Origin of the sequence: Pantoea deleyi, assembly GCF_022647325.1 — a bacterium.
GTDB lineage: Bacteria > Pseudomonadota > Gammaproteobacteria > Enterobacterales > Enterobacteriaceae > Pantoea > Pantoea deleyi.
Window position 1 is genome coordinate 1,228,678 of sequence record NZ_CP071405.1, and the last position, 24,244, is coordinate 1,252,921.

The following is a 24,244-nucleotide window of genomic DNA, read 5'->3' on the forward strand; positions in this document are numbered from 1 at the left end:
TGCTCTCCTTAACTCAGCCAGCTGCCGACCGGAAGGGTGACTTCCAGCAGACGATCAAATGCGTAAAACAGCGCGGTGCCCATCACCAGCCCGGCCAGCGCGGCGGCCCACCAGCGCGCCCCGAACAGCAGGCCGATGCCAAAGGTCAGCAGCGTCGTGCAGATGGCGAAGCCCAGCGTCTCGAACAGCCAGCCATAGAGCATCATCATCACGGCCAGCGCCGCCAGCCGTTTCAGGGTGCCGCTGGCGGGCCACTGAATAGCGTCCGGTTTACGAAAGAGCATCAGCACGGCGCAGATAGCCATCAGGCCCAGGATCGCCATCGGGAACGGGCGCGGCCCCACCGGTTCGTAACTGTATTCACTCTGGATCTGCCAGGCCACTACCATGCCGCCGAGGCACAGCGCCAGCCACAGGGCAGCAAAAATACGATCGCTCATCATCTGCTCCCGTTATTTGGCCAGGCCAAAGGATTTAGCCTGCTCACGGTAATCCGCCACCTGCTTCTTCACGTAGCTGTCGAGCGCCTGACCGGTCAGGTTAAATTCGAACAGTCCGCGCATGTCGCGCTGCTTTTTGAACTCCGGCGTCCCGACCATCTTTTTGAACGCCTCATCCCACCACTGATAATCGGCATCGCTGACCTTCGGACCGAGGTAGTAGCCGCGGATCACCGGCCAGACGATGTTAAAACCCTGCTCTTTGGCGGTCGGTACTTCCGCCAGCTGGCCCGGCAGACGCTGATCGGACATCACGGCCAGCACCCGCATTTTGCCGCCCTGCAGGTGCGGCACCATCTCACTCATGTCACCGGAGACCACCTGAATATGGTTGCCGAGCAGCGCCGTCACCGGCTCACCGCCGCCCTCAAAGGCGACATAGCGCATCTTGCGGGGATCGATACCGGCTTCGCGTGCCAGCAGCGCGGTCTTCATCCAGTCCTGGCTGCCGATTGACGCCCCGGCACCCACCACCACTTTGGTAGGATCTTCTTTCATGGCCGCCATCAGCTCACCCAGGGTTTTCCACGGCGCATCTTCACGCACCGCCACCATGCCGTAATCGGTGCCGACGGCCGCCAGCCACTTCACGTCGTCAACGGTATAGCGGCCAAACTTGCCCTGAGAGAGGTTGAGCAGCGAGCCGCCGGAGAAGGCGACAACGGTGCCCGCCTCGGCCGGACGCTGGGCGATGATGGCGTTATAGGCGACCGCGCCGACGCCGCCGGGCATGTAGGTGACGCGCATCGGCGTCTTAATCTGGCCGGTTTCCTGCAGTGAGACCTGCAACAGTTTGCAGGTCAGATCAAAACCGCCGCCGGGTTTCGCGGGCGCGATACATTCGGTGCGGCCCGGCCCCTCTTCGGCGATGGCATGCGTCGCCATCAGCGTCAGCAGGGTGGTGGCGAGGGCGGCAGGCATTAATTTTTTCATTGCAGGCTCCATTCATTCATCCAGAGTGTGATTGCTGCTGAAACATCAGCGTTATCGAATTGTTAAAACAGCCACCTTTCATTTACCTTTCAGGGACCGGATTTAATGACAGGATGTGATATGCGTCTCTTACTGGTGGAAGATACGGCTGACCTGGCGCGCTGGCTGCAGAAGGCGCTGACGCAAAAAGGGTTTGCGGTTGACTGGGTGGCGGATGGCGTGGCGGCCGATCACGCCCTGCAATGTGAAGCCTATGCGCTGGTCGTGCTGGATGTCTCTCTGCCACGGATCGATGGCCTGGAGGTGCTGACCCGGCTGCGGCGGCGGGGCCAGAGCGTGCCGGTGCTGTTGCTGACCGCGCGCAGCGCGCTGGATGACCGGGTGCGTGGCCTGAACCTGGGCGCGGATGACTACCTGACCAAACCCTTTGAGCTGGATGAGCTGGAAGCGCGGCTACGGGCGCTGCTGCGGCGCAGCCAGAGCCAGACCACGCAGAATCAGTCGCTGGGCCAGCTGAGGCTGGACAGCGAGGGCTATTTCCTGCTGGCCGACAGGCCGCTGGCGCTGACCCCGCGCGAATCGAGCGTCCTGACGACGCTGATGCAGCGTCATGGCCGGCCGGTCTCCCGGCAGTTTCTCTATGAGCAGACCTTCAGCCTGGCGGATGAAGCCAGCCCGGAGAGTATCGAGCTTTACGTGCACCGGGTCAGAAAAAAACTGGCGGGCAGCGATGTGGCGATTGTGACGCTGCGCGGGCTGGGTTACAGCCTGGAAACGCTGCCATGCGGCTGACGCATTCGCTGCGGGGTGAGCTGCTGGCCTGGTTTGGCCTGCCGCTGCTGTTGCTCTGGGCGCTTTCGGTCTATACCCACTATCAGAGCGGGCTGGCGGCCGCGAATCAGGCCTACGATCGCTCGCTGCTGGCGTCCGCGCGGACGGTGGCGGAGCGGCTGGTGGTGCGGCGGCAGCATCTGGAGGTGGACGTGCCCTGGGTCGTGCTCGACAGTTTCGAGCGCAACATGAACGACCAGCTCTTCTACCAGGTGATCTCCCCGGAAGGCAAAACCTTATCCGGCTACAACGATCTGCCGCCGATTCCCATCACCAGCAAAATGTCGGCCGCCTATCCGGCGCTGGTGCACTTCTATGACGGCCGCTATCACCAGCAACGTATCCGGGTTGCGGCGCTCTGGCAGCCGGTAAGCGAGTCAGGGGTGGATGGCATGGCGCTGGTGCTGGTGGCCGAAACCGTTCACTCCCGGCAGGAGTTTGCCCGCGGGCTGATGCGCACCGCGCTGATCAGCCAGAGCGGTCTGGTGCTGATGACGCTGCTGCTGGCGGGCCTGATGCTGCGCCGGGTGTTGCGCCCGCTGCGGCGGCTGTCGCGCATCGTATTGCAGCGCGACGGTGGCGAGTTAACGCCACTTCCCTCGCTGCCTTGGTCGGAACTGCAGCCGCTGATCATCGCCTTTAACCGCTATCTTGCCCGGCTGCGGGGGCTGCTGGCGCGCCAGGATCGTTTCAGTGCTGACGCCGCGCACCAGCTGCGCACGCCGCTGACCATCCTTAAAACCCAGGTCAGCGTCGCGCTCAGCAGTGAACGGCCCGAAGCCTGGCAGGAGAGCCTGCTCGGCATGCGGCATACGCTGGATGAGACCATTATCCTGACCGATCGGCTGTTGCAGCTGGCCCGTATCAAAGCGCGTCACGGCGAGGACAAACCGATGGCGCAGGTGGATCTGGCGGCCATTGTGCGCGACGCCTGCTTCAGCCGCTATACGGCGGCCCGCACCCGGCAGATTGATCTGGGCTATGAAGGGGAAGAGAGCAGCCTGGTCAGGGGCGACGGGGTACTGTTGGGCGAACTGTGCGCCAACCTGCTGGACAACGCGATTAAATATACCCCCTGTCACGGCATCGTCACTGCACGGGTGGTGGCGGGCGGGCTGGAAATCGAGGACAGCGGGCCGGGCATTGAGGGAGCAGAGCATCTGAAGGCGCTACAGCCTTTTCAGCGGCTGGACAATGCGGGCATGCAGCCGGGAGCCGGTATCGGCCTGGCGCTGGTGCAGGATATCTGTGCCTGGCACGGCGCAACCATGCAGCTGGATCGCAGCCCGCAGCTGGGCGGGCTGCGGGTTACGGTACGGTTTACAGCTGATTCAGGCTGACCGCCTTTCGCCGGGTGAGGGGCGTGCGCAGCCGCTGCGCCAGGATCACCCCGGCAAGCGTCAGACCGCCGCCGATCCAGTGGTAGCTGTGCAGATGCTCATGCAGAAACAGCACGGCGATCAGGGCGGTAAACAGCGGGATCAGGTTCATAAAGATGCTGGTGGTGCTGGCACCCAGACGCTGAACACCGTGGATCCACAAAAAGGGTGCGATGATCGAGGCAAACAGGCCGGCAAACAGCACCAGCGGCAGGTTGTGCAGGTTCAGGGCGACCGTCGGCGCCAGCAGGAAGCCGGGCAGTAACAGCAGCACACCAAAGAAAATCTGCACGTAGAGGCTGTGCCAGATCGGCAGCGGCAGCGCCCAGCGGCGGGTCAGCACGCCATAGAGCGCATAGGCGGCCGAGGCGGCCAGCATCATCAGTTCTCCCTTGCCCAGCCCCTGACTCAGCAACTGCGTGACGTTACCCTCGCTCACCAGCCACACCAGACCGGTAAAGGAGATCACGCTGCCGAGCAGGATCCCGAGCGTCGGCGCAATCCGCAGGATCACCACGCTCAGCAGCACGGTAAGCAGCGGGATCAGCGCACCAATGATCCCCATAAAGAGCGCGCTGACGCTGTGTGCGGCGTAATAGGCCAGGCTCTGATAGAGCGCCATGCCCAGCAGGCCGAGCATGGCCAGCCGCCACAGGTGCGGCTTAATCGCCTGACGCGTGCGCCAGACGCCGGGCAGCACAAACGGCGTCAGCACCAGCAGTGCCAGCAGCCAGCGATAGAATGAGATCGCCGAGGGATCGATCGCGCTGGCCGAAAGTTTGCTGACAATCGAGTTGATCGACCAGATCACTACCGCCACAAGCGGATAAAGGAAAAACATGCTGACGCTCCGGACACGGTAAAGATGCGCAGTGTACGCTTGTCCGGATTTATCCAGATAGTTAATATCGGACAAAATAAATCACCGGGCGGACAGAATGAGCCAGAAAGTCACCTATCAGCCGCCGGCGGATGCGCCGCAGCTACGCTACTTTATGCGTTATGAGCAGGCCAACGCCCGCACCGAGTATCTGCCGCATGCGCATGCCTGGGGCCAGCTGATCATGGTGAAGAGTCATGTGCTGGAGATGCAGGTCGAAGGGGAGCGGCTGCTGACACCGGCAGATATTCCGGTCTGGATCCCGCCGGGTCAGCAGCACAGCAGCTATAACCACCGTCAGGCCCAGTTCCGGACCTTTAATCTGGCCGCTTCGCTGTGTCGCGAACTGCCGACGCGCGCCTGCCTGATGCTGGTCGATCCGATCGCGCACGCCATCATGGATACCTTCGCGGAACAGCATCTTGAACAGCCCGAAACCGACGCGCAGTGGCGACTGTGCGAGGTGCTGCGCGACCGGCTGCAGCTGGCGCAGGTGCAGGAGAGCTATCTGCCCACCTCCACGGATAAGTTCCTCGCGCCGGTGTTACATGCGCTGGAGGCCTGTCCGGGCGATAACACCACGCTGGCGGGCTGGGCGGCGCGGGTCTTCACCACCGAGCGGACGCTGGCCCGGCGCTGTCAGCAGCACCTGAATATGACGTTTGGCGAGTGGCGGCAGCGGCTGCGCTTTCTGCGTGCCATCGGGCTGCTGGAGCAGGGCGAAAGCGTGCAGAGTATCGCCTGGGAACTGGGCTACAGCTCCGCTTCGGCGCTGATCGTGATGTTCCAGCAGCAGGCGGGCACCACGCCGGATCGCTACCGTTCGCGGTTAGGCTAACGGGCCGCTTTGTGCCAGAATAATCCCCCTCATATGTAACTGACAGGAAAAGCCGTGGTGAAAATTCTGGTCGATGAAAATATGCCGTATGCCCGTGAGCTGTTCAGCCGGACCGGCGAGGTGGTCGCGGTACCGGGGCGTCCGCTGCCGGTGGCAGAGCTGGCCGACGCCCAGGGGCTGATGGTGCGCTCCGTCACCCAGGTCAATGAGGCGCTGCTGTCGGGCACGCCGGTGAAGTTTGTCGGCACCGCCACGGCAGGCACCGATCATGTCGACGAGGCCGGGCTGCAGCGGGCAGGCGTAGCGTTCTCCGCCGCGCCCGGCTGTAACGCCATTGCGGTGGTGGAGTATGTCTTCTCCGCGCTGCTGCTGCTGGCAGAACGCGACGGCTTCCAGCTGCGCGACCGTACCGTCGGCATTGTCGGCGTCGGTAACGTCGGCGGGCGGCTGCAAAAGCGGCTCGAAGCCTGGGGCATCCGGACGCTGCTGTGCGATCCCCCGCGCGCCGACCGCGGTGATGAAGGCGAGTTCCTGTCGCTGGACGCCGTGGCCGCGCAGGCTGATATCCTGACGTTCCACACGCCGCTGTTCAAAGAGGGCCCTTACCGGAGCTGGCATCTGGCCAATGCGGCGCTGCTGATGGGGCTGAAACCCAATACCATCCTGATCAACGCCTGCCGCGGCGCAGTGGTGGACAACGCCGCCCTGCTGGAGGTGCTGAACATGCGCCACGATCTGAGCGTGGTGCTCGATGTCTGGGAGCCGGAGCCGGATCTCTCGCTGGCGCTGCTGGACAAGGTCGATATCGCCACGCCCCATATCGCGGGCTACACGCTGGAAGGCAAGGCGCGTGGCACGACCCAGGTGTTCGAAGCCTGGTGCGACTTTATCGGTCAGCCGCAGCAGGTGCCGCTCAGCACTTTACTGCCAGTGCCGGAGTTCAGTGAGGTCACCCTGAATGGCCCGCTGGATCAGCCAACGCTGAAACGCCTGGCGCATCTGGTGTATGATGTGCGCCGCGATGATGCCCCCTTGCGTAAAGTGGCGGCAAAACCCGGTGAGTTTGATCGCCTGCGCAAGCAGTATCAGGAGCGCCGCGAGTGGTCATCGCTGCAGGTAAACTGTGATGATGCCGCCACGGCCGGAATGCTGAACCAGTTGGGCTTTAACGCACTCTTCTCCCCTGAATAACGCCTGCTGCGTGCCCGGTTGACCGTTTCCATACGGAATCAGCTGGAAAGGCTGCGGTGCGCCGAGCTGACGCCCGATCGGGCGGCGGGTTAAAGGGGGGATAAATCTGAATCCCCGGGCGGTGAATATCACCGCCTTCTGTTTTTATGTCATTGTCTGGAGTAAACCAACATGTCTGACGGCTGGAATATTGCGCTACTTGGCGCGACAGGCGCAGTAGGGAACGCTGTACTGGAACTGCTGGCGGAACGCCAGTTCCCGGTTGGTGAATTATATTTACTGGCCAGCGAGAACAGCGCAGGCGAAACGAAGCGCTTCGAAGGCCGCACGCTGCGGGTCGAAAATACCGGGTCATTCGACTGGTCACAGGCGCAGCTGGCCTTTTTCGTGGCGGGACGTGAGGCTTCGGCGCGCTATGCCGATGACGCCGCCAACGCGGGCTGTCTGGTGATCGACAGCAGTGAGCTGTTTGCGCTGGAGCCGGATGTGCCACTGGTGGTGCCGGATGTGAACCCGCACGTGCTGGCGGACTATCGCAATCGCAACATCATCAGCGTGGCCGATAATCTGGTGAGCCAGCTGCTGACCGCCATTAAACCGCTGGTGGATGCGGCGGGTCTGGGGCGTCTGCAGGTGACGAACCTGCTTTCCGTCTCCAGCTACGGCAAAGTGGCCGTGGATGCGCTGGCGGGTGAAAGTGCCCGTCTGCTGAACGGCATTCCGACTGATGAGCACCATTTTGGGCGCCAGCTGGCCTTTAACCTGATGCCCCAGCAGGCCGATGCCGAAGGCAGCGTAGAGAGTGAACGCCGTCTGATCGATCAGGTGCGTAAGGTGTTGCAGGACGAAGGCTTACCGATTGCGGTCAGCAGCGTGCAGGCCCCGGTGTTCTACGGTAATGCGCAGATTGTTCACATCGAAAACCTGCGTCCGCTCTCGGCGGAGGAAGCGCGCGCCGAACTGGCGCTGGCGTCAGATATTCGTCTGAGCGAAGAGGATGAAGTGCCGACACCGGTAACGGATGCCTCGGGCAATGGTGAGCTGAGCATCGGCTCCGTGCGCAACGACTACGGTATCCCGGAGCTGCTGCAGTTCTGGTCTGTGGCGGACAATATTCGCTTTGGTGGCGCGCTGATGGCGGTGAAAACCGCTGAGAAACTGGTTCAGGAGTACCTGTAACCATGTCAGAAGGTCAGACGCACAAACTGGCGCTCGGCATCGAGTATGACGGCAGCCACTACTATGGCTGGCAGCGTCAGAATGAAGTCCGCAGCGTGCAGGAGAAGGTGGAACGCGCGCTGTCGAAAGTGGCCGATCATCCGGTCAGCATTTTCTGCGCGGGCCGGACCGATGCGGGCGTGCACGGAACCGGGCAGGTGGTGCATTTCGAAACCACCTCGCAGCGGCCGGATGGGGCGTGGACGCTGGGCGTTAATGCCAATCTGCCGCCGGACATTGCGGTTCGCTGGGTAAAGGCGGTGCCGGACGCGTTTCATGCCCGCTTCAGCGCCACAGCGCGACGCTATCGCTACCTGATCTACAATCAGCGTCTGCGTCCGGCGGTGCTGGCGAAGGGAGTGACGCACTTCTACCATCCTCTGGATGCGGAGAAGATGCATCGCGCCGGGCAGTGCCTGCTGGGCGAGAATGATTTCACCTCATTCCGCGCGGTGCAGTGTCAGTCGCGCACGCCGTGGCGCAACGTGATTCACCTCAACGTGACGCGCCAGGGCGCTTACGTGATTGTGGATATCAAAGCCAACGCCTTTGTGCATCACATGGTGCGCAATATCGTGGGCAGCCTGATGGAGATAGGCTGCGGCAATCAGCCGGAGTCATGGATGGCAACGCTGCTGGCGGCGAAGGATCGGACATTAGCCGCCGCCACCGCCCGGGCAGAAGGGTTGTACCTGGTGGCGGTGGATTATCCGTCGCACTTTGCGTTACCACAGCCGCCGATGGGACCGTTGTTCCTCGCGGATTAATTCACTTTCAGGACTTTAAAGGGCGCGCTATGGAGTTTCTCCATTTTCTGGTTGATTTTATTTTGCACATTGATGTGCATCTTGCCGAACTGGTTGCGCAGTACGGTGTCTGGATTTACGCTATTTTGTTCCTGATTCTGTTCTGCGAAACCGGACTGGTGGTCACACCGTTCCTGCCGGGTGACTCGCTGCTGTTTGTGGCGGGCGCGCTGGCGGCGCTGCCGGGTAACGACCTCAATGTGCACCTGATGGTGACATTGCTGGTGGTGGCGGCGGTGCTGGGTGATGCGGTGAACTACACCATTGGCCGTCTTTTCGGCGAGCGGCTGTTCAGTAACCCGGACTCGAAGATATTCCGTCGCAGCTATCTGGATAAAACCCATGCGTTCTACGCCCGTCACGGCGGAAAAACCATTATCCTGGCGCGTTTTGTGCCGATCGTCCGGACCTTTGCGCCGTTTGTAGCCGGCATGGGCCATATGTCCTATCGCCACTTCGCGCTCTTCAACGTTACGGGTGCGCTGCTGTGGGTGCTGCTGTTCTCCTATGCCGGCTACCTGTTTGGCGATCTGCCGGTGGTACAGGAAAACCTGAAGCTGCTGATTGTGGGCATTATCCTGGTCTCGATTCTGCCCGGTGTGATCGAAGTCTGGCGTCATCGCCGTCAGGCTAAGCAGCAGAAGCTGCCATAACGAATCGCTCAGGGGTAAGACCAGATTTTTATCCACAGTCTGAACAGGTTGTGGTTTAATGAGCGACATTTACCGTCTGCTGAAGCGGTTTTCAGCAGTATCAAGACGACTGGACCAGGTCAGTTTTAAACAGAAAGGTCATCAATGAGCTGGATTGAACGCATTCTTAATAAAAGCACCACGACGCCTGCGCGCAAAGCTAGCATCCCGGAAGGGGTGTGGACGAAGTGTGACAGCTGTGGTCAGGTGCTTTACCGCGCTGAACTGGAGCGCAATCTTGAGGTCTGCCCGAAGTGTGACCACCACATGCGTATGCATGCCCGTGAACGCCTCGGCAGTTTCCTCGATCAGGGCACCATGGTTGAGCTTGGCAGTGAACTTGAACCTAAAGATCTGCTGAAGTTCCGTGACTCGAAAAAGTATAAAGATCGTCTGGTTGCGGCGCAGAAAGCGACCGACGAGAAAGATGCGCTGATCGTGATGAAAGGTCAGCTGCACGGCATGCCGGTTGTGACGGCCGCCTTTGAATTTGCCTTTATGGGCGGTTCAATGGGCTCTGTGGTCGGCGCCCGTTTCGTCCGTGCCGTTGAGCAGGCGCTGGAAGATAACTGCCCGCTGATCTGCTTCTCCGCCAGTGGTGGCGCCCGTATGCAGGAAGCGCTGATGTCGCTGATGCAGATGGCGAAAACCAGTGCGGCGCTGGCAAAAATGCAGGAGCGCGGTCTGCCTTACATTTCTGTGCTGACCGACCCGACCATGGGCGGCGTTTCAGCCAGTTTTGCTATGCTGGGCGACCTCAACGTGGCGGAACCGAAAGCGCTGATCGGCTTTGCCGGTCCACGCGTTATCGAGCAGACCGTCCGTGAAAAACTGCCGCCGGGCTTCCAGCGCAGTGAGTTCCTGATTGAGAAGGGCGCGATCGACATGATCATTCGCCGCCCGGAAATGCGCTACAAACTGGCGAGCCTGCTGGCAAAAATGATGAACCTGCCGGCACCGCTGCATGACGGTGAACAGTCCGTTCCTGCGACGACTGAATCGGAAAGCAACGAGGCCTGACAGGAGATAGAGAGGCACGCCCGTCGTGCCTCTTACCAATGCACCGTATACCGCAGCATCAGTCTGACGGGTATCAATAAGCAAAACGGGACATATGGACAATCTTCACCTTCCTCAAGCCACGTCGCCTTTGGCCACGTGGCTTTATTATCTTGAGCACCTGCATACTCAGGCCATCGAACTGGGTCTGGACCGTATTCGTCAGGTTGCACACCGTCTCGACCTGCTGAAACCCGCCCCTTTCGTCTTCACCGTGGCCGGCACCAACGGCAAAGGCACCACCTGTCGCACACTGGAAACGCTGCTGATCGCCGCAGGCTATCGCGTGGGCGTCTACAGTTCGCCACATCTGGTGCGCTACACCGAACGTGTCCGGGTGCAGGGTGAGGAGCTGAGCGAGGCGCAGCACTGCGCCAGCTTCGCGGAGATCGAGGCCGGGCGTGGCGATATCTCACTGACCTACTTTGAATTTGGCACGCTCTCGGCGCTGAACCTGTTCCGTCAGGCGCAGCTCGATGTGGTGATCCTGGAAGTGGGGCTGGGCGGACGGCTGGATGCCACCAATATCGTGGATGCCGATGTCGCCGTTATCACCAGCATCGCGCTGGATCACACCGACTGGCTTGGCCCGGATCGCGAAAGCATCGGGCGCGAGAAGGCTGGTGTCTTCCGGGCCGGAAAGCCTGCCGTCGTCGGCGAAGCCGATATGCCGCAGAGCATTGCCCGCGTCGCGCAGGAAAAGGGCGCGCAGCTGCTCCAGCGCAACACTGACTGGTCCTGGCATGCGCAGGCCGGGAGCTGGTCGCTGCGCGATGCGATCGGTGAACTGAACGATCTGCCGCTGCCGCAGGTGCCGCTGCCAAATGCGGCGACCGCGCTGGCGGCGCTGCGGGTTTCCGGGCTGACGGTCAGCGAGGCGCAGATCCGCGCCAGCCTGCCGCTGGCGATGCTGCCGGGGCGTTTTCAGACCTTCAGCGAGTCACCGCGCGTGATTCTGGATGTCGCTCACAATCCGCACGCGGCGACCTATCTGGCCTCGCGGCTGGCGGCCCTGCCGAAACGCGGCAATGTGCACGCCGTCGTGGGTATGCTGCATGATAAAGATATCGCCGGAACGCTGGCGGCGCTGGCACCGGTCGTCGATGCCTGGTACTGCGCGCCGCTGGAGGGGCCACGCGGCGCCACGGCTGAGCAGCTGCTGGACGCGCTGCCGCAGGGCGAGGCGTTTGGCTCGGTTGAGCTTGCCTGGCAGCAGGCGCGCCAGCGCGCCGTGCCGCAGGATATTGTGCTGGTCTGTGGCTCATTCCACACCGTGGCACAGGTCATGGAATCGATTGAAACGGAGAAAGGACGTGGCAAGTAAGTTTCAGAACCGTTTAGTCGGTACCGTTATTCTGGTTGCCGTGGGCGTGATTGTGCTGCCCGGGCTGCTGGATGGTCAGAAGAAGCATTACAAAGAGGAGTTCGCCGCCATTCCGCTGGTGCCGAAACCCGACGATCAGCAGGACAGCGAGATGGTGCCGCCGGTCACGCAGTCCCTGCCGGCTCAGCCGCCGGAAGGCGCGGGCAGTGCCGTCAGCAGCAGCAACGGCGGCATGGCCAGCGCCACGGCGGAGCAGGGACGGACGCAGCCTGAGGAAGAGAGCGAGCCGGCCGTTGTGTCGCCGCCGCCGGTGCATCAGTCTGTGCCTGCCCAGACGGTAACGAAGCCGAAAACGGAAGAGACGCGCAAGCCGAAAGTGACCGAGCAGACGAAACCGAAAACGGTTGAGCAGCAGAAGCCAAAAACGGTGGAGCAGCCTAAACCGAAGCCGGTCGAGCAGCCGAAAGTGGTGGAACAGCCGAAGCAGGAAGAGCCGCCGAAAGCCGCCGAGAGCACCGCCCCGGCAGGGCAGGCTTACGTTGTACAGCTGGGGGCGCTGAAGAACGCGAGCAAAGTCAATGAGATCGTTGCGCAGCTGCGGCTGTCGGGCTACCGCGCCTTTACCGTGCCTTCCACGCCGGTACAGGGTCAGATCACCCGCATTTATGTGGGACCGGATGCCTCGAAAGCCAAAATGCAGAGTGCGGTGGGCGAGCTGAAAAGCATCTCAGGGCTGGGCGGCGTCGTGAAGCCTTACAGCGCTCGTTAACGCGTTCATCGACGCTGCCGATAGCAATAACAGGCCGCGTCTTTGCGCCGCCAGATTCACCGGTTAAGCCGGTCTCTGGTCTGAAAATATGAAGATTTTCAACGGACTGTCTGGCTGAAAATCAACCGGGCGATGGTCTTTTTTTTCATCGCCCTTTTTATGGATGCAGAAAAAGAAAACCGCTACGCAAACGTTTTCTTTTTCTGTTAGAATGCGCCCCGAACTGGATGCAGGGGTGCAATTGCACTGGCGCTGGAAAAGTTCATGATCTGGATTGATTACGTCATTATTGCGGTAGTTGGTTTTTCGGCTCTGGTCAGCCTCGTTCGCGGGTTTGTCCGGGAAGCCTTATCTCTCGTTACCTGGGGATGCGCGTTTTTTGTCGCCAGTCATTACTACGCCTACCTTGCAGTCTGGTTTACAGGTTTTGACGACGAACTGGTTCGTAACGGTATCGCCATCGGTGTGCTGTTTGTGGCGACCCTGATTGTGGGAGCCATCGTGAACTACGTTATCGGCTCGCTGGTGGAAAAAACCGGCCTGTCGGGAACCGACCGGGTGTTGGGCGTCTGTTTCGGGGCGTTGCGGGGTGTGCTGATCGTAGCCGCTTTGCTGTTCTTCCTTGATACATTCACTGGCTTTTCCAGAAGTCCGGACTGGCAGCAGTCCCAACTCATTCCCGAGTTCAGTTATATCATCAGGTGGTTTTTTGATTACCTGAAAAGCACGTCGAGTTTTTTACCCCGGTGATGTGACCGGGAGTGCGGCTTAATGAGGAAATGACAACATGTGCGGTATTGTCGGTATCACCGGTTTCATGCCGGTCAACCAGTCGATCTATGACGCGTTAACGGTGCTCCAGCACCGCGGGCAGGATGCCGCAGGCATTTGTACTATCGATGCGCTGAAATGTTTTCGCCTGCGAAAGGCAAACGGCCTCGTCAGCGACGTTTTCGAAGCACGCCACATGCAGCGTCTGCAGGGCAACATGGGGATTGGTCACGCGCGGTATCCCACAGCGGGAAGCTCCAGTGCCTCTGAAGCGCAACCTTTCTACGTAAACTCGCCGTATGGTATTACCCTGGCGCACAACGGTAACCTGACTAACGCCCATGTGCTGCGTAAGCACCTGTTCGAAAAGGGCCGTCGTCACGTTAACACCACATCAGATTCTGAAATCCTGCTGAATATCTTTGCGCAGGAGTTAGACCGTTTCCAGAACGACCCGCTGGAAGCCGACAACATTTTTGCGGCGGTCGCCGCCCTGCATCAGCAGGTGCGTGGCGCCTACGCCGTCGTCGCAATGATTATCGGTCACGGTATGGTCGCCTTCCGCGATCCGAACGGCATCCGTCCGCTGGTGCTGGGTAAGCGCGTCATCGCGGATGGCCGCACCGAATATATGGTCGCCTCCGAGAGCGTGGCGCTGGATACGCTGGGCTTTGAGTTCATTCGTGACGTGGCACCCGGCGAAGCGGTCTATGTCACCGAGCAGGGCCAGCTCTCGACCCGCCAGTGTGCGGAAAACCCGAAGAGCAATCCGTGCCTGTTCGAATATGTCTATTTTGCCCGTCCAGACTCCTTCCTGGACAAAATCTCGGTCTACAGCGCCCGTGTCCGCATGGGGACCAAGCTGGGCGAGAAGATTGCCCGCGAATGGGAAGATCTTGATATCGATGTGGTGATCCCGATTCCGGAGACCTCAACCGATATCGCGCTGGAAATTGCCCGTATCCTCGACAAACCCTATCGTCAGGGCTTTGTGAAGAACCGCTACGTGGGCCGGACCTTTATCATGCCAGGCCAGCAGTTACGCCGCAGCGCGGTGCGCCGCAAGCTCAACGCGAACCGCGCCGAATTCCGTGATAAAAACGTGCTGCTGGTGGATGACTCGATCGTACGCGGCACCACCTCCGAGCAGATTATCGAGATGGCGCGTGAAGCGGGCGCGAAACGGGTCTATCTGGCCTCTGCGGCCCCGGAGATCCGTTTCCCGAACGTCTACGGTATCGATATGCCGAGCGCCACCGAACTGATCGCACACGGTCGTGAAGTGGAAGAGATTCGTCAGCTGATCAAAGCCGATGCGCTGATTTTCCAGGACCTGGACGATCTGATCGAGGCGGTGCGTGAAGAGAACCCGGAGATTGCACAGTTCGAGTGCTCCGTGTTTAACGGCGTCTACGTCACCAAAGATGTCGATCAGCAGTATCTGGAGTATCTCGAATCGCTGCGTAACGATGATGCCAAAGCGCTGCAGCGTCAGAACGAGGTCGAGAACCTTGAGCTGCACAACGAAGGCTGATGCGGTACTGAGCCGGGTCGCATAGAGCAGGGCGGGAGCAATCCCGCCCTGTTTGTTTTCAGAATCCCGCTGGCCGCGTATGATGGCGCACTGGCAGACATAAGGTTGGACTATGAAACGACTCATCATTGGCATCTCTGGCGCAAGCGGGGTGATCTACGGCGTGCGCATGCTGCAGGTGCTGCAGCAGGTGGAAGGGGTGGAAACGCATCTGGTCATGAGCAACGCGGCGCGTCAGACCCTGGGGCTGGAGAGCGACTATTCGGTGCGCGATGTGCAGGCACTGGCCGATGTGGTGCATGACGTGCGCGATATTGCAGCAAACATCTCGTCCGGCTCGTTTAAAACCCTGGGCATGGCGATCTTACCCTGCTCGATGAAAACGCTGTCGGGCATCGTACACAGCTACAGCGATTCGCTGCTGACCCGCGCCGCTGATGTGGTACTGAAAGAGCAGCGCAAGCTGGTGCTGTGCGTGCGGGAAACTCCGCTGCACGTGGGACACCTGCGGATGATGACGACCGCGGCAGAGCTGGGCGCGATTATCATGCCGCCCGTGCCGGCGTTTTATCATCGCCCTGAGACCATCGACCAGCTGATCGATCAGACCGTGAACCGGGTCATCGACCAGTTCGATATTGAATTGCCGGAAGATCTTTTCACGCGCTGGCAGGGTGCATAAAGTTCCGCTGGCGCACTTATTTAGTGCATAAGCGCGCCACGGATCACTCTTCGTGCATTTGATGCACCAAAAGTTAACAACGTCGCTTTTTCTCTTTTACTTCGCTGCTATATTCCCCTCACAAACACAGCGTTTTCCCCGGTCTGACGTCACGCTAACTGCGTGGATTGCTTGCAGAACTGGCATGAAACATGCAGATTAATTTGCGCAAACACATCACGAACCACATAACAAAAAGCACTTTACTTGAGGGTAATCTATGAAAAAGCGTGTTCTGGCTCTTTCCCTGATGCTGGGCTTATCCAGTGCTGCCAGCGTTTTTGCGGCGGTGCCGGGTTCCATCCGTATCGGTACCGATCCAACTTACCCACCGTTTGAGTCGAAAAACGCGCAAGGCAAGTTAGTGGGCTTCGACATCGACCTCGCTAACGAAATCTGTAAACGCATTCATACCCAGTGTACCTACGTGGAAAGTGACTTCGATGCGCTGATCCCGTCGCTGAAAGCGAAGAAAATTGACGCCATCATCTCCTCACTCTCCATCACCGCCAAACGTCAGGAAGAGATCGCCTTCTCAGAGAAACTCTACGCGGCAAATGCGCGTTTAGTGGCACCGAAAGGCTCTAAGATCGAGCCGACCATCGAGTCGCTGAAAGGGAAAAATATCGGTCTGCTGCAGGGCACCACCCAGGAAACCTATGCCAACGAGAACTGGCGGCCAAAAGGCGTGACCATCACGCCTTATGCGAACCAGGATCTGGTCTATCAGGATCTGAATGCCGGGCGTATCGATGCGGCCTTCCAGGATGAAGTGCAGGCCAGTGAAGGTTTCCTGAAGCAGCCGGTCGGTAAGAACTATGCGTTCGCGGGCCCGGCGGTGAAAGATGACAAGATCTTTGGCGTCGGCACCGGCATGGGACTGCGTAAAGATGACAGCGAACTGAAAGCGGCCATCGATAAAGCGTTTACCGAGATGCGCAAAGATGGCACCTACGACAAGATTGCGAAGAAATACTTCGACTTTAATGTGTACGGCGACTAACCATCCTGTCGCTTTATCCGCTGTGCAGTGCGCCGTTCTGCCCGCCTGAGCCGCTTCGGTCGGGGCAGAGGGTATCTGCAACCACGAGATAGAGCTAAACTGCCCGTCGAACGCTGGCGGGCAGCGTTTCGTTTTCACCCCACGACAGGACCCTCTCGATGCTGTATGGCTATTCTGATGTAATTCTTCGGGGCACCCTGGTGACGCTGGAGCTGGCGCTGACCTCTGTGCTGCTGGCAGTGCTGCTGGGCCTGATAGGCGCTGGCGCAAAACTGTCACGCAACCGGCCACTGGCGTTCGTCTTTGAAGGCTACACCACGCTGATTCGCGGTGTGCCGGACCTCGTACTGATGCTGCTGATCTTCTACGGTCTGCAGATTGTCCTCAACCAGGTTACCGATGCGCTGGGCATGGCGCAGTTTGATATCGACCCGATGGTCGCCGGTATCATCACGCTCGGCTTTATCTACGGTGCCTACTTTACCGAAACCTTCCGTGGAGCCTTTATGGCGGTGCCGAAAGGGCAGATCGAAGCGGCCACCGCGTTCGGCTTCACCGGCGCGCAGGTGTTCCGCCGCATTCTGTTCCCGGCCATGATGCGCTACGCGCTGCCGGGGATCGGCAACAACTGGCAGGTCATTCTGAAAGCCACCGCACTGGTCTCGCTGCTGGGGCTGGAGGATGTGGTGAAGGCGACCCAGCTGGCGGGCAAAAGCACCTGGCAGCCGTTCTACTTCGCCATTGTGGCCGGTGTGATCTATCTGGTGTTTACCACTCTCTCCAACGGCGTGTTGTGGTGGCTGAACCGGCGCTATACCGTCGGCGTGAAGAGGGCAAGTTATGATTGATATCATTCAGGAATACTGGAAATCGCTGCTCTGGACCGACGGCTACCGGTTTACCGGCGTCGCCATCACCCTGTGGCTGCTGATCCTGTCGGTGACGCTGGGCGGATGTCTGGCGATTCTGCTGGCGATAGCGCGGGTTTCACCTAACCGCTTTATCAGTTTTCCGGTCTGGCTGTTTACCTACGTGTTTCGCGGTACGCCGCTCTATGTGCAGCTGCTGGTCTTCTACTCCGGCATGTATACGCTGGAAATTGTCAAAGGCACGGAGCTGCTGAACGCCTTTTTCCGCAGCGGACTGAACTGCACGCTGCTCGCGTTTACGCTCAACACCTGCGCCTACACCACGGAAATCTTTGCCGGAGCGATTCGTTCGGTGCCCCACGGCGAGATCGAAGCGGCGCGGGCCTATGGCTTCTCCACCTTTAAACTCTATCGCTGCATTATCCTGCCCTCGGCGCTGCGGACGGCGCTGCCGGTTTACAGCAACGAAGTGATCCTGATGCTGCACTCCACGGCGCTGGCCTTTACCGCCACGGTGCCGGATCTGCTGAAAATCGCGCGGGATATTAACTCCGCGACCTATCAGCCGTTTACCGCCTTCGGGCTGGCGGCTGTGCTCTATCTGATTATCTCTTACGTGTTGATCAGCCTGTTCCGCCTGGCGGAGCGCCGCTGGCTGGCCCACGTGAAACCCTCTTCATCGCATTGAGTAGAACTATGGCTGATAATAAATTAAGCGTCACCGAACTGCATAAGCGTTACGGTGAACATGAAGTGCTGAAAGGGGTCTCGTTGACGGCTCAGGCGGGCGATGTGATCAGTATCATTGGCTCGTCCGGTTCAGGGAAAAGTACCTTTTTACGCTGCATCAACTTCCTCGAAAAACCGAGTGAGGGCACGATTGTGGTCAACAACCAGCAGATTACGCTGGTTCGCGACAAAGATGGTCAGCTCAAAGTGGCTGACAAAGAGCAACTGCGGGCGCTACGCACCAGCCTGACCATGGTGTTCCAGCACTTCAATCTCTGGAGCCACATGACGGTGCTGGAGAACGTGATGGAAGCGCCGATTCAGGTGCTGGGGCTGAGCAAAGCGGACGCCCGTGAACGCGCCATTCGCTATCTGGATAAGGTGGGCATCGATGCGCGCGCGCAGGCGAAGTATCCGGTGCACTTGTCGGGGGGGCAGCAGCAGCGTGTGTCGATTGCGCGCGCGCTGGCGATGGAGCCGGAAGTGCTCCTGTTCGACGAACCGACCTCCGCGCTGGACCCGGAACTGGTCGGAGAGGTGCTGCGCATCATGCAGAAGCTGGCAGAAGAGGGCAAAACCATGGTGGTTGTTACCCATGAGATGGAGTTCGCCCGTCACGTCTCCAGCCATGTCATTTTCCTGCATCAGGGCAAAATCGAAGAGCAGGGACCGCCTGCGGAGGTGTTCGGTAACCCGAAAAGCCCGCGTCTGCAGCAGTTCCTGAAAGGGTCGCTGAAGTAACCGCTGGCAGAGCGTGACGGTGAGGGCAGCAGGGCACGGGCGTGATGTGCCCTGCGCGCCGCGTCCGGGCGGTGGCAGGATTTATGCGTCCCGGGCTGCCCCGACGCCGGGCGATCACGTCTGCAGCAGCTTCAGCGCCGTATCCTCATCCGTCACCAGTCCCGATATCCAGCCGCCCTGCAAAGCGGCACGGATGGCCGGATACTTACGCTCGCTGCCTGCGAAGCCGATGATTTTGCGCTGCGTCTGACTTTCCAGCTGCACGCTGGTCAGCAGCGCATCCGTTTCTCCCCACACCCGTTCACCCTGCTGATTGAAAAAGTGTCCGAGCATTTCGCCCACCACGCCGCGCCCGTTCAGCGCCGCAACCTGCGCATCGGTAATAAATCCCTCGGCGTTTAACGGACAGCCCGGCATCACTTCTCCGATACCCACAAAGGCCACGTCCGCCTGTAAGGCGCGATCGATGACGCGCTGATAGACCTTATGCTGCACCCACATCGCTTTGTCCTGCGGCGTATCGGCGTAGAGCGGCGCAGGGATAAAGAAATACTTGCCCTGCATCTTTTCGGCCATCTTCAGCGGCACGTCATAGCGTGTGCCGGAATCATCCCGCGCGATGGCGCCAATCATGGAAACGCAATGATGCTGCGGGCGTTCAACCCAGGGCAGCGCATCGATCATGGACCTGAGGGTTTTGCCGGAGCCAATTCCAAACACCTGCGGCGTTTCCTCATTGATGAACTGCGTCATCACGGCCGCGCCTTCGACGGCCAGCATCTGCTGGATAGCCTCATCATTCAGGCTGGCCGATGGCACGACGCGGCATAAATCCAGACCAAACTTCGCCTGCACCTCACGCGCCAGCTGAAGGCAGTGTGTGACGGGATGATCGATCTTCACGTTCACCATACCCATTTCGCGTGCGCTGGAAACCAGACGCTGCGCGACCTGGCGCGACAGTCCCAGTGCCTGCGCGATCTCCTGCTGCGTCACGCCCGCGACGTAATACATCCATGCGGCACGTGCGGCCAGCTCCTGCTTTTTTTCTTCTCTGCTCATCACGCTGTTCCGTCGAATTCGGGAGAACATCTTACCGCCACGCGGGAGGAAAAGCACCAACTGAGCAAAAGCCCTATAAAAGAGCAAATGTATTATTTGTGACATGGCTCGCAGATGGATCGGCGTCATGGGCACTATGCTTAACGCCATCGGGCAAATGCCCTTCGTTGTGGCAAATGTTTAAATGAGGCGAATATGAACGACCAATCAGTGTGGATGCACATCGGCGCGGGATCTTTTCATCGGGCACATCAGGCGTGGTATCTGCACAAGCTGCGTGAGCAGGGTGACGAAAGCTGGGGCATCGCACTCGGCAATATCCGCAATGACGCGGTGCCGCTGCTTAATCAGCTCACGGCGCAGCAGGGCGAGTATGTGCTGGAAACCGTGACGCCTGACGGCAGGCGCGACTACGAAACCATCACCTCGCTGCGCAGGATTCTGCCCTGGGACAGTGAGCTGCATGCGCTGAGTGAGCAGGGCGCGCGCGAGGAAACGCGTGTCATCAGCTTTACCGTCACCGAAGCGGGTTACTACCTGACCCCCGCCTTTACCCTGGATCTCGCACATGCGGATGTGCAGGCCGATCTGGGTGGCGATACCCGCACGCTTTACGGCGCGCTCAGCCGGATTCTGACGCAGCGCGTGGCGCAGGGCGGTGCGCCGGTGACGCTGCTGAACTGTGACAATCTGCGCCACAACGGCGAGCGCTTCCGCGAGGCTTTCCTGACGTTTCTGATGGCCAAAGGCGATAGCGGACTGGCCGACTGGGTGCGCTCCCGAACCCGCTCACCGAATACCATGGTCGATCGCATTACCCCGCGTCCGACCCCGGACGTGGCCGAACGCGTGCAGGCGGCGACCGGTAAACAGGATGGCGCCGCCGTGATGGCCGAATCCTTCATTCAGTGGGTCATTGAGGATGATTTTATTGCCGGACGTCCGGCGCTGGAGATGGTTGGAGCTGAACTAGTGGAATCGGTGCTGCCGTGGGAAGAGGCGAAAATTCGCATTCTCAACGCGACACACGCCGCAATCGCCTGGGCCGGTACGCTGATTGGTCTGAACTATATCGATGAGAGCACACGCCATCCGGCGATTTATCAACTGGCTCACGACTATGTAACTCAGGATGTCATTCCCTGCCTGTCGCCCAGCCCGCTGGATTTAGCGGAGTATCGCGACGTGGTGCTGGCCCGCTTCAGTAATGCTTACATCAAAGACACCAATCAGCGCGTCGGTGCCGACGGCTTGTCCAAAATTCCCGGCATGGTGACGCCCACTCTGCAGGCATGCTACCAGCGTGGCACGCAGCCTGCCGCCACGGCGGTGATCCCGGCGCTGTTCTTCCTGTTTATGCAGCGATGGGCCAGTGACGATCTGCCCTATGCCTATCAGGACGGTGCGCTTCAGGCCGATACGCTGCGCAGGCAGTTCGCCAGCGCCGATCCGCTCGCTGCATTCCTGAGCGATCGTGCGCTGTTTGCGGAGCTGGCCTCTGATAAGGCTTTCCACGCACTGGTGACCCGCACGGTTGTGCGGTTGCAGCAGTGGCTGAAACAGCCTGAACTGGCGGCGGTGTAATCATGTATCTCGGCATAGATATCGGCACCTCAGAGCTTAAAGCGCTGATGATTGATACGCAGGGTGAGATTGTCGCCTCGCAGCACGCGACGCTGAGCGTGCAGCGTCCTCATCCTCACTGGGCAGAGCAGGATCCTGAACGCTGGTGGCAGGCGTGCAGCGAGGTTCTGGCTGCATTACGGCATCAGTTTCCTCAGGCGTGGGCTGAGATCCGTGCGATTGGGCTCTCGGGACAGATGCACGGGGCCGTGCTGCTGGATGATGCAGGGAAGGTGCTGCGCCCCTGTATCCTCTGGAACGACACGCGCAGTGCCCCGCAGTGTGAAAGACTGCAGACGAGCCATCCCCGGATCACCGACATCAGCGGCAACATGATCATGCCCGGCTTCACGCTGCCAAAACTGCACTGGGTCGCGGAACATGAGCCGGATATTTTCAGCCGCATTGACAAGGTTCTGCTGCCGAAAGATTACCTGCGCTGGCGGCTTACCGGGCACTTTTTCAGTGAGCCTTCGGATGCTGCCGGCACGCTGTGGCTCGATGTCGCCCGGCGTGACTGGTCGGACGAACTACTGGCCATCAGCGGACTGACGCGCGACCGGATGCCTGAACTGGTGGAGGGCAGCGCCATCAGCGCACGGCTGGATCCGACACTGGCGAGCGAGTGGGGCCTGCCTGCTGCGGTCACCGTGGCGGGCGGCGGCGGCGACAATGCCGCCTCTGCGGTCGGCGTAGGGGCGGTGAATCCGGGTGATGCCTTTATCTCACTGGGGACCTCCGGGGTGATCTTTGTCGTCAACGATCGCCTGCAGGCCGATCCTGAACGCGGAGTGCACGCCTTTTGCCATGCGTTACCGGGCCGCTGGCATCAGATGAGCGTGATGCTCAGCGCCGCCAGTTGCCTGCGCTGGCTGTGCAACCTGCTCTCCGTCAGCGAAAGCCAGCTGATGGAGGAGATGGCGCAGCTCAGCGAGGCGCAACTGCGCAGCGCGCCGGTTTTCCTGCCCTATCTGTCGGGTGAACGCACGCCGCACAACGATCCTGACGCCGCCGGTTCTTTCTTCAATCTGCGCCATGAGACGCCGCGCGCTCTGCTGGGCTATGCGGTAGCAGAAGGCGTGGCGTTCGGCCTGGCCGATGGCCTGAAGGTGCTCGGCGATACCACGCCTCGCATTCAGCAATGCAGCCTGACCGGGGGTGGAGCACGCAGCACACTATGGGCACAGCTGATCGCCGATGTGCTGCAACTGCCGATTGTGACCCATCCGGCCAGCGCGTCGGGCGCGCTGGGTGCGGCACGTTTAGCGTGGTTGGCCGACGGCGGCGCTGAGCATGAGGTCTGCCTGAAGCCGCCTGTACAGGCCCGCTATCAGCCGGACGAGACGCGGGGCGCCTGGCTGCAACAGCGGCTGCGTCTGTTCCGGGAACTCTATATCCAGCAACAGCAGGTGCGCAGCTTGCTGCCTGTATAACGACTAACCAGACAGAAGGTAATTGTGATGCAATCGAACGAATACTGGTTTGGCTTACCGAAAAAGATGTTCTGGGGCTTCCTCGCTATCGCCATCTTCATGGCGGGCGACGGCTTTGAAATGGCGTTTCTGTCGCGTCATATCACCGATATGGGCTTTACGCCCGCGCAGTCGGCGGTCGTTTTCACCTTCTATGGCTTAGCGGCTGCGGTGGCGGCCTGGGCCTCGGGCGTGGTCGCCGAGCTGATCACGCCGCTGCGTGCGATGATGATTGGCTTTGTGCTCTGGATTGTGATGCACGCGCTGTTTATGTCGCTGGGGCTGGGTCTGCGTAACTATCCGCTGATGGTGCTGTTCTACGGCATTCGCGGACTGGCTTATCCGCTGTTTATCTACTCGTTTATGATGATGCTGGTGCAGGTGCTGCCGCGCGAAAAACTGGCGGCGGCGACCGGCTGGTTCTGGGCGATGTATTCTGTCGGCATCGGCGTGGTGGGCAGCTACCTGCCCAGCCTCACCATCCCGATGCTGGGGGAAACCGGAACGCTCTGGCTGGCGATCATCTGGGTGGCCTGTGGCGGGATCCTCGCCTGGTTCAGCCTGCGCAGTGTGCCCGTGGATCGCTCCCGTGTGAATCTGCCGATGCGTGACAAGATGACAGAGATGGGGCGCGCCGTGACGATCCTGTTCACCAATCAGCATGTGTTTTATGCCTGCCTGATCCGCATCATCAATACGCTGTCGCTGTTTGGTTTCGCGATTGTCATGCCGCTGCTGTTTGTGGATCGGCTTGGCTTCTCCATTTCCGAATGGCTGCAGATCTGGGCGGTGTTCTTCTTTGTCACCATCTTCACGAATATTTTCTGGGGTCTCACGGGCGAGAAGCTGGGCTGGATCCGTCAGGTGCGCTGGTTCGGTTGCCTGGGGATGGCGATTTCCAGCCTGACCTTTTATTACCTGCCGCTCTATGCAGGGCATAACTTCTGGGTCGCGTTAATCCCTGCGGTCATGCTGGGGATCTTTGTCGCCGCCTTTGTCCCGATGACCGCCGTGTTTCCGACGCTGGAGCCGCATCACAAGGGCGCCGCGGTCTCGATTTACAACCTTTCTGCCGGGCTGAGTAACTTTGTGGCTCCGGCTATCGCCTCGGTTATCCTGCCGTTCTTCGACATTGTCGGTGTGGTCTGGGCCTATACGGCGCTGTATGTGTTTGCGGGCGTGCTGACCTTTATCATTCGTGTGCCCCAACCGGGGCACACGCGTGACGAAAAGGCCATCAAGTCACCGGTCGCGGAGCAGCGCAGCTGATGAAATGCGGGCGGCTCAGCGCCGCCCGCA

24 protein-coding genes are annotated in these 24,244 nt (G+C 60.1%); 20 read left to right on the forward strand and 4 right to left on the reverse strand.

Features of this window, described 5'->3' with window-relative positions; genetic code table 11:
* Nucleotides 1–8: 8 nt before the first annotated feature.
* Both J1C59_RS05940 and J1C59_RS05945 read right to left on the reverse strand, forming a co-directional pair.
* A complete protein-coding gene (locus J1C59_RS05940; protein ID WP_128086009.1) occupies nt 9–440 on the reverse strand; it encodes a tripartite tricarboxylate transporter TctB family protein in 432 nt (143 codons plus the stop codon).
* A 12-nt stretch (nt 441–452) separates the two neighbouring features.
* Nucleotides 453–1,433: a tripartite tricarboxylate transporter substrate binding protein gene (locus J1C59_RS05945; RefSeq protein ID WP_128086010.1), complete on the reverse strand. Its 981-nt coding sequence runs from the start codon at nt 1,431–1,433 to the stop codon at nt 453–455.
* A 120-nt stretch (nt 1,434–1,553) separates the two neighbouring features.
* Here J1C59_RS05945 and tctD point away from each other — a divergent pair, with 120 nt between their 5' ends.
* Nucleotides 1,554–2,225 carry a transcriptional regulator TctD gene (tctD, locus tag J1C59_RS05950; protein ID WP_128086011.1) on the forward strand — a complete coding sequence of 224 codons (672 nt, stop codon included), beginning with the start codon at nt 1,554–1,556 and terminating at the stop codon, nt 2,223–2,225.
* Entirely contained in the window at nt 2,216–3,604 is a 1,389-nt protein-coding gene (locus tag J1C59_RS05955) for a sensor histidine kinase (RefSeq protein WP_128086012.1), read from the forward strand. The genes tctD and J1C59_RS05955 overlap by 10 nt, the downstream gene beginning before the upstream one ends.
* On the opposite strand, the gene J1C59_RS05960 is transcribed toward J1C59_RS05955, so the two are convergent.
* Entirely contained in the window at nt 3,585–4,484 is a 900-nt protein-coding gene (locus J1C59_RS05960; protein WP_128086013.1) for a DMT family transporter, read from the reverse strand. The two genes, J1C59_RS05955 and J1C59_RS05960, sit on opposite strands and share 20 nt — an antisense overlap.
* Before the next feature lie 97 nt (nt 4,485–4,581).
* On the opposite strand from J1C59_RS05960, the gene J1C59_RS05965 reads away from it, so the two are divergent.
* The 15 genes from J1C59_RS05965 to hisP all read left to right on the forward strand — a co-directional run bounded on the left by J1C59_RS05965 (nt 4,582) and on the right by hisP (nt 18,788).
* Nucleotides 4,582–5,361: an AraC family transcriptional regulator gene (locus J1C59_RS05965; protein ID WP_128086014.1), complete on the forward strand. Its 780-nt coding sequence runs from the start codon at nt 4,582–4,584 to the stop codon at nt 5,359–5,361.
* 57 nt (nt 5,362–5,418) lie between these two features.
* Nucleotides 5,419–6,552, forward strand: a complete 1,134-nt coding sequence (gene pdxB / locus J1C59_RS05970) for a 4-phosphoerythronate dehydrogenase PdxB (RefSeq protein WP_128086018.1) — start codon at nt 5,419–5,421, stop codon at nt 6,550–6,552.
* A gap of 171 nt (nt 6,553–6,723) precedes the next feature.
* Nucleotides 6,724–7,731 carry an aspartate-semialdehyde dehydrogenase gene (locus J1C59_RS05975; RefSeq protein WP_128086015.1) on the forward strand — a complete coding sequence of 336 codons (1,008 nt, stop codon included), beginning with the start codon at nt 6,724–6,726 and terminating at the stop codon, nt 7,729–7,731.
* Between the two features lie 2 nt (nt 7,732–7,733).
* On the forward strand, nt 7,734–8,537 hold the full coding sequence (truA, locus tag J1C59_RS05980) for a tRNA pseudouridine(38-40) synthase TruA (protein ID WP_128086016.1): 804 nt from the start codon (nt 7,734–7,736) through the stop codon (nt 8,535–8,537).
* A 29-nt stretch (nt 8,538–8,566) separates the two neighbouring features.
* Entirely contained in the window at nt 8,567–9,229 is a 663-nt protein-coding gene (locus J1C59_RS05985; protein ID WP_128086017.1) for a DedA family protein, read from the forward strand.
* Between the two features lie 144 nt (nt 9,230–9,373).
* The gene (gene accD / locus J1C59_RS05990; protein WP_111140452.1) at nt 9,374–10,288 is read left to right on the forward strand and encodes an acetyl-CoA carboxylase, carboxyltransferase subunit beta; all 915 of its coding nucleotides are present in this window, start codon (nt 9,374–9,376) and stop codon (nt 10,286–10,288) included.
* 94 nt (nt 10,289–10,382) lie between these two features.
* Nucleotides 10,383–11,651 (forward strand): bifunctional tetrahydrofolate synthase/dihydrofolate synthase, encoded by a 1,269-nt coding sequence (folC, locus tag J1C59_RS05995; RefSeq protein ID WP_140916972.1) that lies wholly within the window; start codon nt 10,383–10,385, stop codon nt 11,649–11,651.
* Nucleotides 11,641–12,420, forward strand: coding sequence for a cell division protein DedD (dedD, locus tag J1C59_RS06000; protein WP_140916971.1), 780 nt, complete (start codon nt 11,641–11,643; stop codon nt 12,418–12,420). The genes folC and dedD overlap by 11 nt, the downstream gene beginning before the upstream one ends.
* A 264-nt stretch (nt 12,421–12,684) precedes the next feature.
* Entirely contained in the window at nt 12,685–13,170 is a 486-nt protein-coding gene (gene cvpA, locus J1C59_RS06005; protein WP_111140455.1) for a colicin V production protein, read from the forward strand.
* Nucleotides 13,171–13,207: 37 nt separating this feature from the next.
* The gene (gene purF, locus J1C59_RS06010; RefSeq protein WP_111140456.1) at nt 13,208–14,725 is read left to right on the forward strand and encodes an amidophosphoribosyltransferase; all 1,518 of its coding nucleotides are present in this window, start codon (nt 13,208–13,210) and stop codon (nt 14,723–14,725) included.
* A gap of 112 nt (nt 14,726–14,837) precedes the next feature.
* Complete coding sequence (locus tag J1C59_RS06015; RefSeq protein ID WP_128084703.1) at nt 14,838–15,407, forward strand: UbiX family flavin prenyltransferase; 570 nt, start codon at nt 14,838–14,840, stop codon at nt 15,405–15,407.
* A gap of 259 nt (nt 15,408–15,666) precedes the next feature.
* The gene (gene argT / locus J1C59_RS06020) at nt 15,667–16,449 is read left to right on the forward strand and encodes a lysine/arginine/ornithine ABC transporter substrate-binding protein ArgT (RefSeq protein WP_111140458.1); all 783 of its coding nucleotides are present in this window, start codon (nt 15,667–15,669) and stop codon (nt 16,447–16,449) included.
* Between the two features lie 158 nt (nt 16,450–16,607).
* Nucleotides 16,608–17,297 carry a histidine ABC transporter permease HisQ gene (locus tag J1C59_RS06025; protein WP_128084702.1) on the forward strand — a complete coding sequence of 230 codons (690 nt, stop codon included), beginning with the start codon at nt 16,608–16,610 and terminating at the stop codon, nt 17,295–17,297.
* Nucleotides 17,290–18,006 carry an ABC transporter permease gene (locus tag J1C59_RS06030; RefSeq protein ID WP_128084701.1) on the forward strand — a complete coding sequence of 239 codons (717 nt, stop codon included), beginning with the start codon at nt 17,290–17,292 and terminating at the stop codon, nt 18,004–18,006. Before J1C59_RS06025 ends, J1C59_RS06030 begins: the two co-directional genes overlap by 8 nt.
* Nucleotides 18,007–18,014: 8 nt before the next feature.
* On the forward strand, nt 18,015–18,788 hold the full coding sequence (gene hisP / locus J1C59_RS06035) for a histidine ABC transporter ATP-binding protein HisP (RefSeq protein ID WP_128084700.1): 774 nt from the start codon (nt 18,015–18,017) through the stop codon (nt 18,786–18,788).
* Between the two features lie 114 nt (nt 18,789–18,902).
* Here hisP and J1C59_RS06040 read toward each other — a convergent pair whose 3' ends face one another.
* Nucleotides 18,903–19,850, reverse strand: coding sequence for a sugar-binding transcriptional regulator (locus J1C59_RS06040; protein ID WP_128084699.1), 948 nt, complete (start codon nt 19,848–19,850; stop codon nt 18,903–18,905).
* Nucleotides 19,851–20,045: 195 nt separating this feature from the next.
* On the opposite strand from J1C59_RS06040, the gene dalD reads away from it, so the two are divergent.
* The 3 genes from dalD to J1C59_RS06055 are packed head-to-tail and all read left to right on the forward strand — an operon-like array spanning nt 20,046 to nt 24,214.
* Nucleotides 20,046–21,434, forward strand: coding sequence for a D-arabinitol 4-dehydrogenase (gene dalD / locus J1C59_RS06045; protein WP_128084698.1), 1,389 nt, complete (start codon nt 20,046–20,048; stop codon nt 21,432–21,434).
* Between the two features lie 2 nt (nt 21,435–21,436).
* Nucleotides 21,437–22,906, forward strand: a complete 1,470-nt coding sequence (gene xylB, locus J1C59_RS06050) for a xylulokinase (RefSeq protein ID WP_128084697.1) — start codon at nt 21,437–21,439, stop codon at nt 22,904–22,906.
* A gap of 27 nt (nt 22,907–22,933) precedes the next feature.
* Nucleotides 22,934–24,214, forward strand: a complete 1,281-nt coding sequence (locus J1C59_RS06055) for an MFS transporter (protein ID WP_128084696.1) — start codon at nt 22,934–22,936, stop codon at nt 24,212–24,214.
* Nucleotides 24,215–24,244: the final 30 nt, after the last annotated feature.